Origin of the sequence: Citricoccus sp. K5, from assembly GCF_902506195.1 — a bacterium.
Classification (GTDB): domain Bacteria; phylum Actinomycetota; class Actinomycetes; order Actinomycetales; family Micrococcaceae; genus Citricoccus.
Genome location: NZ_LR732817.1, coordinates 3,731,956 through 3,744,611, shown reverse-complemented (window position 1 = coordinate 3,744,611; position 12,656 = coordinate 3,731,956). Strand labels below are relative to the sequence as shown.

The following is a 12,656-nucleotide window of genomic DNA, read 5'->3' as shown; positions in this document are numbered from 1 at the left end:
GGGCAAGGGTCCTTCGCCTCGAACGGATAGGTCGCACTTCCATCGAAGCGACAACCCTCCCGTGCCGGCCCACAGCGACACGCCGCCCGCAGGATACGAACCACACCCGCCTATCCGCGCAATCTCTAAGTTGGGTTCCGGGGAGTTTTCACCCGACTCCGTACAACAGAACCACCTCGCTCTATCTGGCCCGTTACGAGTCGCTAGAACGAAGACGGGCAGAATACGCAGGTGACACGGCCACGGCTCACTCGGACGGGATATCGTCAGGGTCGAACTTGACATCGATTAGCAACGGCTTGGTGCGGTTGGCGATCGCCTTCTTGGCCGTATCTAAGTCGGCGGGGGTACGAACGGTCACTCCTTCACCGCCCATCGCGACCGCGACGTCAGCGAGTTCGGGCCACTGAAACAGAGTCCGCGTAGGATCCATCCCGCGGTGTCGATACTGCACATGCTCCGCGCCATACGAACCGTCATTCAGTACCACCGTGATGACATCGAGCTCGTTCTGTACTGCGGTGGTGAACTCCATCAATCCGCCGAGCATGAATCCACCGTCACCACAGAACAGCAGCGTCGGCCGGTCACCGGCGGCCACCGCAGCTCCCACCGCATTGCCCATGCCTAAGCCGATGGATCCGAAGTTGCATGTATGCACCAGCGATTTCGGTTCGGCCACATGAAGGAGCTTGTAGCCGGCGAACATGAATCGGCCCGCGTCTACGACGAGCACTCGATCCTGGGGTACGAGCTGATCGATTGATCGCACCGTCTGGTGAAACGGGAGCTGGCCGTGGAGGGTGGTCGGAGGGTTGGGCAAATCATACGGATCCAGCTCGGATGATCGTTCGATCCAGTCATGCCGAAATGTGCTTGCCGACAGTTCTGCCTCGTCAAGGTATTGGACGATGACGTCAGCGACCTCAGATGCCTCTCCCACTAGCGATGCGTCAATTCTCACGTTCCGGCCGATGGCCTTTGGATCGTAGTCGCACTGCACTACGGTCTTGCCGTCCAGGAGCGAGGTCTTATCGGTGGTGAAGGAGTTCAGGCTGGCGCCGATGGCAATGACGCAGTCGCTCTTACCGATGAACTTCAGGGCTGCGTTGGTCGACAGGGTCCCGAAGACATCCAGAGATTCGGGCTCGCCGAGGAACAGCGACTTTGCTTTCAGAGTGGTTGCAACGGGGGCGCCCAACCGATCCGCCAACCGCAATACCGTGGCGCGCGCGACCGGGGTTGCCGCGCCCCGTCCCGCCAGCACCAGGGGACGCGTCGCGGTTACGATAACGCCGAGTGCCTTGTCTAGTGATTCGGGATCTAGTGTCGTCGCTGATTCGACCATGGTCTCGATGGGATCGTGGCGGTACTCGACCTCGGTCCACATGTAGTCCGCCGGAACATTGAGAACGATGGGACGGCGCTCAATAGCCGCACGTTGTAAGGCTTCTCGCAGGTCAGCCATGGCAGTCTCGGGTCCACGAACCTGCTGGAACCCTGCGCCCGTGGGTCGTACCAGTTCTTCCTGGTCAATGTTCTGCAGCGTATGAGTGTCCCCCTCGGCTGTATCACCGACGATTATGACCATCGGCATCCGGCTTCGCACGCTGTCGATCAGAGGCGTGAGGGTGTTGGATAGCCCGGGGCCGTGCGTTACGGTCGCCACGCCGATCTGGCTCGAGACACTCGCGTAGCCATTGGCCATCATGACTGCGCCGGCCTCATGGGCCGAGGCGATATACGTCGTCTCCGGCAGGGATGAATAGTGGTTGGCCATGAAGAGGTTACCGTCACCCATGAGGCCGAAGACCACCGTCACGCCGTGATCGGCAAGGCCTTGGGCAAGTGCTTCATAGACATACATGGTGCGTCCTTTCGCATGGCAGTATCCGCGTGTCAGCGGGCTGCTTTCGCCAACTCCGGCGGTGCCGCCGCGCTCGTTGCCGTGGCCTTGGCCCGCGCCAAATCCTCGCGGATCGTCAGGCCGTATTCCCGAGGATCGAGTTCCAGCCCGTACCGCTTGGTGGACGGATACAGTTTCGCCATCCGGGCATGCTCCTCGGTGATCGACTCCTTCATCGCGTCGATGCTCGGCAGCTCGATATCCCCGGCGATCAGTGCTCCGAGCCACCGGCTCTGGATGTCCATCATTCGGATGTTGGCACCACCGCTGACATCGAACAGACCGATGAAGTAGAGGCCGGGCCATTCCGGTGTAACTATGCGTCGGTAGAGGTCGATTCGGCCGTCCGAGATCGGCGTCACCTCGTCATCGAGGAACGGAATGTCGTATGCATAGCCGGTAGCGGCAATGACCGCATCGAAGTCCTCTTCGGATCCGTCATCAAAACGCACGGTGATGCCTCTTGCGCCAAAGGCGCCGGGGCGGACTGCAATCCGATTCCAGGCGATGTGAGCCATTACAGTGGGGTGGCTGGCCGGGTGGGTACGACCTTTGGGGGTTTCGAATCCCCATCGCTCCATCCGCCCATGCACGATATAGGTAACCATTTCCCGCAGCCGCCGGGCCAGCGGCCAAGGAAGCCATGGCCGTTCCACCTTCGCGAGGAACCGCGACAGCGGAACACCGAAAAGCATGCGCGGCATGATGAGCACCGGAGAACGCGCCGCCAAGACCGTCCGGCGGGCTGACACGCAAACGTCAGCAGCGATGTCCAGACCGCTGTTGCCGGTACCCACGACCAGGACGTTCTTGCCCGCGAATGGTTCGGGAGTCCGGTAGTCACGTGAGTGAAGGTAGGTACCGGTGAAGTCACCGGCGAAGGGCGGATCGCTGGGGATGGATTGATGCCCATTAGCTATAACCACCCTGTCGTAATCAAATTCGGAGCCATCGGCGAGGGCCACCCGCCAGCACCGCTCGCCCAGCGGGTACACCTTAGTCACTTCGCTGTTGAAGCGGATATGCGGCCGCAGTTTGAACTCGTCGGCATATGCGTCGAAGTATTCCCTCATTTTGTAATGTGTCGGGAAAATCGACGCGTCTGTGGGGATCGGGAAGTCTCGGTAACCGGTGTCTTTGGCTTCCGAGTTGATCCGCAGCGATCGGTAGGCAACGCCGGCTCCACTGTCGTTTCCGTAGACCCAGAGGCCACCGACGTGGGCGCCCTTTTCGTAGACCGTCACATTGCAATGCCGTCCCAGCAGGTGTTTGGTGATGGCCAGCCCCGCGGGGCCGGCGCCCACTACTGCAACTCGCTCAGCTGGCACGATTTCCTACTTTCGAAGTTGGTTTCCAATTTAGATAATCTGTATGCTAGCTCCCCCCCACCAAGGAGACAAGGGACAGGAGAGGATCTGCGCGGCGCAGCCATTCAAATCGGTGGATTGAGGCGGGTTTCAGCAACCCGGACAATCCGGGACTTAACCTCGGCGGCACGAGGTGTGATCTGCACAAGTCGTCGCACCGTGTTATACGGAGCGCACCACCCGTCGCAGCGCGTCGACACGCCGCTCCCAGGCCAGTCGGGTCCACGCGGCATCCGGCGCCATCTGGTCGAACCCGTGGTAGACACCCGGATAGACATGCAGTTCCAGCGGCACGCCGGCTGAGGCCAGCGCCTCGGCGAAGCGCAGATCCTCGCCGAGAAACAGGTCGAGGGACCCCACATCCAGATAGGTGGGCGGCATCTCGTGCAGGCTTGTCGCGCGAGCTGCCGCGGCATCCGCTGGCACCGGCAGCTCTGCACCGTTGCCACCGAGGATATGTCGCCACGCTTCAGCGTTATGTTCGCTGTTCCAGATTCCCACGGCAGGTTGGGGTCCCTGGGTCACGGTCCGATCGTCGAGCATGGGCGCTGCGAGCATCAGCAGCGACAGTGGAGGCTCCGGCTGGTGTCGCCAGCGCAGCGCGAGGGCGGCCGCCAGGCCACCGCCTCCGCTGACCCCGTAGACGGCGATCCGGTCGGGCTGGATATCTAATTCGCTTGCTGCCCCGACCAACCAAGACAGAGCGGCATTGCAGTCGTCCAGCCCGGCCGGGTAAGGATGTTCCGGCGCGAGGCGGTAGTTGATCGAGACGGTGGTGACACCCGCCTGCGCCGCCAGTTCGGCTGCGTGGGCGTCCTCAGCCTCAATGCTGCCCATGATCATGCCGCCACCGTGGATGTAGAGCAGGGCTCCCCCACCACGATCCCTCAGCGGTTGATAGATTCGGGCGGGAACCGGCGGATCAGTATCGAGGACGATATCCCGTCTGGTGACCGCCGCTTCGGGGGCACGGGCGTTCGCCTTTTGGCCAAGTCGCTCATACACCCGGCGCCGCTCGTTCAGATCGTCGATCCCGCCGAAACCCCGCGGCCCCAGGGCCTTCCGAAATCCGGCCAGTGGTTTGCGCATCTCGGGGTTGATCCGCCATTCGTCGGGCAATCCGGGATGGCTAGTTTCGGGCATCATGGCCCGTGGCAGTCAAGGGGGCACCGGCCCGGTAGCGGACTCCCAAGTCGCTTTCGATGTTCATGGCGCTCTGCTGTGTGGACTTGATCAGTTCGGCTTCCCGGTCGGCGTCCAAGCCCGCGCTGAGGGCGGAGACGTGAATCGCTGCCATAATCCCGCCTTCCGCGTCGTGGACGGGCACCGCGAGCCCGAAGATTCCCGGCGCGCCTTCTTCCCGGCTCAAGGACAGTTCCTGCTGACGGATCCGGTCAAGTTCTGCGCTCAATTCCGCCGGATCAGTGATCGTGGACGGCGTTAGCTGCATCTGGACCCGCCCCATGGCCCGCTCCCGCAGATCATCGTCATAGGCGGCGTAAAGCTTGCCGGCCGCTGTCGCATGCAGCGCCAACGAATCACCGATCCGGATATTAACTGAAACCGGTTGACTGCCACGGAATCGCTCGACGTAGACGATCCGATTACCGACTCTGACAGCGAGATAAACATCGTTGCCCAGAGTCTTGGCCAGCAGCTCCAAATGGCGCCGGCCAACGGTACGGATTTCTAGGGAGTTCATCACCTTGATGCTGACGGTGATCGCCCGAGGACCCACCATGTACCGCAAGTCCTCGGTGGCGGTGATCAGCTCGGCGGCCAGCATCGTCTGCAGCAGGTTATGCATACTGCTGACCGGGGCATTGACTGCCTGGCTCAGCTCGGTCAGCCGCATGCCCTCCGCCGCATCGGCAAGCGCATCGAGGACGTCGAACGTCCGCAGGAACCGATCCGGCTTCATGGTCTGGCCCCCTCGTCCGATATTGCTAGCGTTCCGTTTTTGAGCAACGTCTCGATCTTCTCATCACCGAATCCTGCATTGCGGAGCAACTCGACCGTGTGCTGTCCGGGAGCTGCCAAACCGCGTTGTACCTGCGCCGATGTTCGGCTGAAACGGGGGGCCGGTGCCGGCTGGGTGATGCCGTCTACCTCGACGAAGGCGTTGCGCGAGATATTGTGCGGGTGATGCGGTGACTCTCGCATCGACAGCACCGGCGTGACGCACGAGTCGGTCCCTTCCAGTAGCGCGGACCACTCGTCACGGGTGCGCGTACGGAACACGTCGGCAAACACTGACCGCAGGGCCGGCCAGCCCTCGCGGTCCCACTGGTCGGGTAGTGCGCGCGCGTCGAGGCCGAGGCAGTCGAGCAGATCGGCATAGAACTTCGGCTCCATCGCCGCAACCGCCACATGCTTATCGTCCGCGGTGGCGTACACGCTGTAGAAATGCGCGCCTCCGTCGTTCATATTGGCTGCACGATTGTGGTTCCACAGGCCGCGCCCGGACAGTTCGTACATCATCGTCATCAACAGTGCGGACCCTTCCGCCATAGACGCGTCGACGACCTGCCCCTTCCCTGAGGTCTTCGCCTCCAGCATCGCCGAGACCATACCGAAGGCCAGTAATAGTCCGCCACCGCCGAAATCGCCGATGAGATTGAGTGGCACTGTCGGCGGGCGGTCCGGCTCACCGATGTGATCGAGGACGCCGGCGAGTGCGATGTAGTTGAGGTCGTGGCCGGCGCGCTGAGACATCTCACCGTCCTGTCCCCAGCCCGTCATGCGCCCGTAGACTAGGCGCGGATTCTGGGTGTGACACGCCTCAGGGCCCAGTCCGAGGCGTTCCATCACACCGGGGCGGAATCCCTCGACGAGGCCGTCGGCACCGTTCAGAAGTGTCAGTACCGTCCCCAGCCCGTCCGACGACTTCAAATCCACTGCAATGGATTTTCGCCCCCGACCCAAAGCGTCTGCGGTCATCCGACCCAGATCATCCGGCGCCGAACCGTTCGTGGGTGGCAGCCGATCCACCCGGATTACCTCGGCGCCGAGGTCGCTCAACAGCATCGCCGTGAACGGCGTTGGACCGACACCGGCGAACTCAACGACCCGAATCCCATTCAACGGTCCCACCATCACACCCCTTCTTTTCGCGGCATGGCCCACCGGACGGAAGATCCTTGACTTTCACCTCCGGAAGTAGAGGAAGCCGAAATTGGACGAACACCATGCTCAAAGTACGCAACATCGCTCATGGGCGGGAATTGCGGGCGACGCGCAACCCGGACCAGCGGCCGATTTCTCGGTAGGACCCCATCAGGAGTATTTCAGTTCTCGAAATCGACTTCTCGACCATGGACTATTGCACGCGAGACGAGCCGCGTCAACACGTGCTCGAACACTGCGGGCCCACGAAATCATAGTTTGACCGGCTTGAGATTGCTCGCTAAACTTCGTAATCACGAAGTAGATTCCGAAATTTCGACTCCTTTGGTTTCGACAGGCGCCTGTCCTGTGAGGCCGGGGGCGGCGATGCTGGATCGAAGGGAGGGGCACGGTGGTTGCGCGACCGGAATCTGTTGACCTCTCACGGCTGGTCGATAGCCATGCGACCAGGTCGCCCTCGGCGAGTGCGCTGGTGGTCGGCGCGCCGCGTCCGACTTTCGTGGAGGTGTCGGTGGCTTTCGTTGTCACACAGTCGGGCTCCGATCCCGGAGTCCTCACCGATCACTGCGTCGCTCGCCTCGCGGGGTTCAAGGTTCCCCGACTCATCGTGTTCGTTACGGAACTTCCGCAGACGGTTACCGGTAAGGCCCAACGCCGAAGACTACGCGCATTGGCTGAGGAGCGCGTCAGAGAACAACTGTTCAAGGATCGGATGGCCAAGATATGACCAACAACTGGGGCCGCTGGGGCGTCGATGATGAGATCGGGGCCCTGAACCTCGTCACCCCCGAAGTCACCTGCCGGGCTGCTGCCCTGGTGAGCACCGGGCAAACGATGTCCCTGGCTCAACCCCTGGGACCGAGTAGTGACGTACCGGGTCACCGGCACCGGCCGTCACGCTTCATGGATCGTGATGCCGGCGACTACGCTCTCGGCGCTCGTACTGTTGGTGGGTTCAAATTCGCCGAGGACACCGTACAGTTCCCCACCCACAGCGGTACTCACGTCGATGCTCTGGCCCACGCCTGGGCAGGAGATGAACTGTACAACGGGCACTCGGCGTCCAACACGCGCAGCACGCGGGGCGCCCAGCGGTGCGGTGCCGAGAAACTGATCCCGGTGGCCACCCGCGGCGTACTCGTCGATCTGGTCCAGTCAGCCGGCGGCCCGCTCGCCCCCACGGTCGAAGTCACCCCGTCTGATCTGGAACGGGGCATCGCTGAATCCGGTGTGGAGATTCGTGCCGGTGATGCCGTGCTCGTTCGGACCGGTTGGTGGGAATCGAAAGGCGCAACGAGCAACTACTACGCAAATGAACCCGGTATTGGCGAGGCGGGCGCCCGTTGGCTTGCCGAACGCGACGTCGCACTGGTCGGTTCCGACAACTACGCCATCGAACAGCAGGCCGAGCAGCCTGGCTTCCCGGCTCATCTCATCCTTCTCCACCAACATGGGGTGCCCTTGATCGAGAATCTGGAACTGACGGGCCTCGCAGCCACACTGCACGACCTCGGCCGCTCCACTTTCTTGCTGGTGTTCGCGCCCATCCCCCTGTCTGGCTCCACCGGTGCGCCGGTCACGCCCGTGGCCGTCCTATGAACTCCGACTGGATCACAACGCATATCCACTGCGGCGACTTGGTCGTCGTGGCGCAAGGTGTCGGAGAACCGACCGGATTACTCAATCAGCTCCTGGCCGCTGATCTCCCTGAAGTGGAAATCTTCGTCGGTCTCAGCCACAGCGACGCGCTCACCGGCAGCTCACCGGCGCGCCCCTTGATTTCCTTCGGCGCGATGGGGCCCCTGCGCAAACTCGCCACGGTCGGGCAGGTCCAGGTGATCCCATGCGCGTTCACCGACCTGACCCGGGTGTTGCCACTGCGCGTCAAAGGAAATCTCGTCGTCGTCCTCCAGGTAGGACCTGCCGACCACGACGGCAATCACAGCCCCGGGATATCACTGGACTACACCTACGAACTCCTCGACCGCGCCGATGTGGTGGTGGCCGAGGTGAATGCGGCGGTGCCGACCACAACGGCACCGACAATTCCGGCCGACAGCTTTGACGCGGTGGTCCACACGAGACGACCTCTGCCCACCGTACCGCCATCGGCAGTAGCCGAGGAACACCAGCGAATCGCGCACCACGCCGCTCGACTCATTCCTGACGGCGCCACAATCCAGCTCGGAATCGGCTCTATTCCCGGGATATTGGGTAAGACACTGGGAACCCGACGCGACCTCAGAGTCCGCTCAACCCTCATCGGCGATTGGCTGCTCGATCTGCATACTGCCGGGGCTCTGAGCGACGAGCCCGATGCGGTCGTCCTGAGCGAAGCTGCCGGGTCTGAGGACTTGTACCACTTGGTATCCGACTCAGACTTTCTGCTGCGCCCGATCTCCGAGGTGGTGGCGCCGGCGGCAGCCGGGTCCATCCCCAAGTACTTCGCGATTAACTCCGCATTGCAAGTCGATCTCTCCGGACAGGTCAACGCCGAGGAAACGGACAGCGGATACATCGGAGGGATCGGCGGCCAGACCGAGTTCTTCCGAGCCGCGCAACGCTCTCCCGGAGGAGCGTCTATCGTCGTGCTCCCGGCCACAGCACACGGTGGTTCGAGCTCACGCATCGTGTCCCGACTGACACCGGCGACAGTGACGACCCCGCGGTCAGGAATCGACTACATAGTCACGGAATTTGGCGTCGCCGACCTACGCGGACGAACCCTGCCAGAACGCGCCGAGGCGATCGCCGCGGTCGCCGCACCACAGCATCGACAACAGCTTCTCGAGCAGAATGGATACGACAGATGACAGCACCAGCCGAGGTAGGATCCCGGCTCGACGGGTTCTTCCGCAACAGACTCAACGGCGCCGATCCGCAGGTGAACGGCCTGCAACGCATCGGTGTCGGTAGATCACGGGACAACTGGAAGTTCGAGCTGACGCTCCAGCGTGATAGTGCCGAACAGACTGAGCCATTGATCCTTCGCACCGATCCTCCCGGAGGGCTGGTCGAAACTGACCGCCAGGTCGAGTTCACAGTGCTGGGGCTGCTGGAAAAGAGCGATTTACCCACGCCGGCGGCCCGGTGGATCGATGCCGATGGCACCTGGCTCGGACGCCCGTCACTGATCATGCAGCAGTGCCCGGGCGATTGCGACTACCGCGTACTGTCCGATCCGGGACGCACCACCGCAGAGAAGAGGGAACTCGCCGAAAAGTTCTGCGAACTATTGGTGCAGGTACACGCCGTCGACTGGCAATCACTCGGGCTAGAGACCGTCCTGCACAATGACGCGGGATACGGTGCAGCGGCCGAGCTCGCCGCCTGGGTACGTATCCTCAGGCAGGATCAGCTTGAGCCACTTCCGGAGTTGGACTTCGCGATCGACTACCTGACGCGGTCGGCACCGAGGCCCAGCCGGACCACCTTGGTCCATGCCGACTTCAAACCCGGAAATATCCTGCTCGAGGGCCAGGACATCACCGCACTCCTGGACTGGGAACTCGCCCACCTCGGCGATCCACTCGAAGACCTCGGCTGGGTTACCCAGCCGTTGCGCCGTGTCGAGCACCTCATCGACGGCAGCTGGGAGGCCGACGATCTGATCTCCCACTATGAACACGTATCGGGGCACACCATTGACCGGGCGAGTCTTCGCTGGTGGCAAGCATTCTCAACGTTCAAGACTGCTGTGATGCAGGTCAGTGGCCTGCGATCGTTCCTAGAAGGCCGCAGTGACGAACCGTTCCGGCCGACCCGGCGCGTCCTGACCACGTTGCTCGACCACGCGATGGAGGACCTCTCATGAGACCGACGATCGACGAACAACTATCTGGTGCGGACCGTCTGCTCGCATTGGCCGAGACCGAGACCGAACTCGCGGCAGCGGGTGAATTGATCACCAACGCCCGACGGTTACTGAAGCGCGTGCGGACCTCCTGGGAGCCGACGCTACCGTTCCTCCTCGAGGACAATGCCCGCCTCAGCGAACTCTTGGGTGACGACTCCGAACCGGCCTCTCCGGCTAGCGGGCTCCAAGTGATCGCCGACCGCAACGAATCGCTGCGCGAGAACCTGAGCCGGCTCATCTCCACGTTGGGCGAGGACCCATCCGAGGTCCGTCGCAGGACCGAGATCGGCAGCTATTCGCAATGGCGCGCCGCGACCGACCCGACCTGACTCAACCGCTTGAAAGGAAACCAAATGGCCTCGGACACCCTCCCCGCAGACCGCTCCTACGAGGAGTTCGCGGAGCACTTCCCACTGGCACCGATCGATGACCATTTCGTCCATCAAACCCCGGACCCGGTGCGGGTCATGTGGACTGGTGACCCCCGGGCATATGAACGGCACTGGGTCGTCATCCACGACGACACCGGCGACCTCACCATCGCTACCGGCGGTAGCTTCTACCCCAATCTAGACCGCGCCGAGGCCTACGCCATCGTCAACTCAAAAGGTCGGCACACCAGTGTCCGGAGCTATCGGCCAATCGGCGCCGATCGTGACGACCTCCGGGTCGGCCCCATCGTCCCTGTCATCGTCCGAGGCCTGCGGGAATGGCGCTACATTCTCGAGCCGAACGAGTGGGGTATCAGCTACGATCTGGCCTTCACCGACACCACTAGGCAAGCGTTCCGCGAACCGCTGTCTAACTCCGCGGCCGGCACTCCCCCCGGCCGCCGTAACGACGTCACTAGCGGGTTCGAGTGTTTCGGAACCGTTTCCGGCTGGGTCGAGATCGACGGTGAACGAATCACCCTCGGCCCCAACGCTGCGGGAACTCGAGACCGGCACTGGGGCACCGGACGCGGCGTCGGTGGTCCGCGCCTCTCCCTTGGCGGGCGTCTACACGTCGGAACCAATGGGAACGCCTTTGTCGCCTTCCCCGACTGGAACCTCTGGGGCGACCGGCTGTTCTATCCATTCGGTGAAGACACCGTTCCCTGGACCACCGCGCACAAACCCACGCGGCGGCTGCGCTTCGAGCCAGACACGGATATCTTCACCGAAGGCATCGTCGACTACACCTTCGCCAACGGTGAGAGCGCCCAACTTCATTACGAGAAGATCGGCCAGCAGACCCTATACCTACGCTGCGGCATGTACGGAGGCACCCCAGACCGCGACATTCACCAGGGCAGTTATGACGGACCGGCGATGACCGAAGGCGAGACCTACGACGTCAACCGGCCTGAAACACGAATTGCCATCCGGGGACTCGACGAGCATCTATGCCGCGTCACCCGCGATGACGGCACATCAGTGCTCGGCATCTACCAGACCATCGACCCGGTGGCCTTCGAAGTCTGCACCGCTGGGCGAAAAGGCTGGGATTTCCTCAGCTGAGACCGAGCGGAGTGCGGCCGGCTCGGACACCAACTGCGTCACGAAGCGACTGGTGGACTTCTGGCCACACTCCGCTCGTTCTAAGCCCGGATATGAGAGCGGCCGTCATTCACTTCGTTGGGTCGTCCGAAGCCAGGATCCGGTCCATGACGATCTCGCTAAAAGCCCGCCGAATATCATCGGCGCCAAGGCGTCCCTCGGGGTTGTACCATTCGGCAGTCCAATTGATCATCCCCAGAATCGCCAGACGCATGAGGCGTGGATCGCCCGTTACCCCGCCGGGCATGCCTGCCTCGATGATCTCGGTGAACAGCTCGTCGTAGCGATTGATCTGCTTGAGATAGTTGTCCTTATAGGGCGCTCCGAGAAAGCGCCGCTCGCGCTGAAAGACGATCACGCCGTTGGGGTTGTCAAGCACGAAGCTCAGATGGTTTTCCACCGCCAGGCGCAACTTCTTCATCGGGTCGAGATCCGTGGCGTTAATCTTCTCGAGTTGCTCGACCCACGGCGCAATGCCCGTGGTCAGAACCTTATAGAGCAGTTCCTGTTTGCTCGATATATGATAATAGAGACTCGCTGTGGTCAGCCCCATCGCCTTGACAATGTCGGAGATGGAAGTGCCATTATACCCGCGCTCAGCGAAAAGATCCTGAGCGGTGGCGATGAATGCCTGAATGGTCTCGGCTGCCGGTCGGCGACCGTACCCACCCGACGCAGGCTTCGAATTCGACAACGGGCCGGATTCCTCCCCATCTTCCACCTTCGAGTCAGCCCGCGCGCCGTTCAGGCTGATGCCTGCGGAACCGCCGAGCATCTGACCTCATTAACCGTACAGTAAGCGTACTTGCCCGCCGTGTGTTCGGGGTGGAACGGTCGATGTTATGGCGAAGGTGAGTTGGGGC

The 12,656-nt window shown here is 62.3% G+C and carries 12 protein-coding genes; 6 read left to right on the top strand and 6 right to left on the bottom strand.

The genetic code is table 11. The features are described from left to right. Positions 1–247: 247 nt before the first annotated feature. The 5 genes from BOSE125_RS16935 to BOSE125_RS16915 form a co-directional block, all read right to left on the bottom strand. Complete coding sequence (locus BOSE125_RS16935) at positions 248–1,867, bottom strand: thiamine pyrophosphate-binding protein (protein WP_159554473.1); 1,620 nt, start codon at positions 1,865–1,867, stop codon at positions 248–250. A gap of 32 nt (positions 1,868–1,899) precedes the next feature. Next, positions 1,900–3,234: an NAD(P)/FAD-dependent oxidoreductase gene (locus BOSE125_RS16930; protein WP_159554471.1), complete on the bottom strand. Its 1,335-nt coding sequence runs from the start codon at positions 3,232–3,234 to the stop codon at positions 1,900–1,902. A 201-nt stretch (positions 3,235–3,435) separates the two neighbouring features. Then, a complete protein-coding gene (locus BOSE125_RS16925; RefSeq protein WP_159554469.1) occupies positions 3,436–4,419 on the bottom strand; it encodes an alpha/beta hydrolase in 984 nt (327 codons plus the stop codon). Continuing rightward, a complete protein-coding gene (locus tag BOSE125_RS16920; RefSeq protein ID WP_159554467.1) occupies positions 4,403–5,194 on the bottom strand; it encodes an IclR family transcriptional regulator in 792 nt (263 codons plus the stop codon). The genes BOSE125_RS16925 and BOSE125_RS16920 overlap by 17 nt, the downstream gene beginning before the upstream one ends. Further along, positions 5,191–6,399 carry a CaiB/BaiF CoA-transferase family protein gene (locus tag BOSE125_RS16915; RefSeq protein ID WP_236558090.1) on the bottom strand — a complete coding sequence of 403 codons (1,209 nt, stop codon included), beginning with the start codon at positions 6,397–6,399 and terminating at the stop codon, positions 5,191–5,193. Before BOSE125_RS16915 ends, BOSE125_RS16920 begins: the two co-directional genes overlap by 4 nt. A gap of 391 nt (positions 6,400–6,790) precedes the next feature. Between BOSE125_RS16915 and BOSE125_RS18075 the strand changes: the two genes are divergently transcribed. The 6 genes from BOSE125_RS18075 to BOSE125_RS16885 are packed head-to-tail and all read left to right on the top strand — an operon-like array spanning position 6,791 to position 11,754. After that, a complete protein-coding gene (locus BOSE125_RS18075) occupies positions 6,791–7,126 on the top strand; it encodes an AMP-binding enzyme (protein WP_159554465.1) in 336 nt (111 codons plus the stop codon). Then, on the top strand, positions 7,123–7,998 hold the full coding sequence (locus tag BOSE125_RS16905) for a cyclase family protein (RefSeq protein ID WP_159554463.1): 876 nt from the start codon (positions 7,123–7,125) through the stop codon (positions 7,996–7,998). Before BOSE125_RS18075 ends, BOSE125_RS16905 begins: the two co-directional genes overlap by 4 nt. Next, complete coding sequence (locus BOSE125_RS16900; RefSeq protein ID WP_159554461.1) at positions 7,995–9,212, top strand: acetyl-CoA hydrolase/transferase family protein; 1,218 nt, start codon at positions 7,995–7,997, stop codon at positions 9,210–9,212. Before BOSE125_RS16905 ends, BOSE125_RS16900 begins: the two co-directional genes overlap by 4 nt. Further along, a complete protein-coding gene (locus tag BOSE125_RS16895) occupies positions 9,209–10,213 on the top strand; it encodes a phosphotransferase family protein (protein WP_159554459.1) in 1,005 nt (334 codons plus the stop codon). Before BOSE125_RS16900 ends, BOSE125_RS16895 begins: the two co-directional genes overlap by 4 nt. Beyond that, on the top strand, positions 10,210–10,584 hold the full coding sequence (locus tag BOSE125_RS16890) for a hypothetical protein (RefSeq protein WP_159554457.1): 375 nt from the start codon (positions 10,210–10,212) through the stop codon (positions 10,582–10,584). Before BOSE125_RS16895 ends, BOSE125_RS16890 begins: the two co-directional genes overlap by 4 nt. A 24-nt stretch (positions 10,585–10,608) precedes the next feature. Then, positions 10,609–11,754: a hypothetical protein gene (locus tag BOSE125_RS16885; protein ID WP_159554455.1), complete on the top strand. Its 1,146-nt coding sequence runs from the start codon at positions 10,609–10,611 to the stop codon at positions 11,752–11,754. Positions 11,755–11,863: 109 nt separating this feature from the next. Here BOSE125_RS16885 and BOSE125_RS16880 read toward each other — a convergent pair whose 3' ends face one another. Beyond that, on the bottom strand, positions 11,864–12,568 hold the full coding sequence (locus tag BOSE125_RS16880; RefSeq protein ID WP_159554453.1) for a TetR/AcrR family transcriptional regulator: 705 nt from the start codon (positions 12,566–12,568) through the stop codon (positions 11,864–11,866). Positions 12,569–12,656 lie beyond the last annotated feature (88 nt).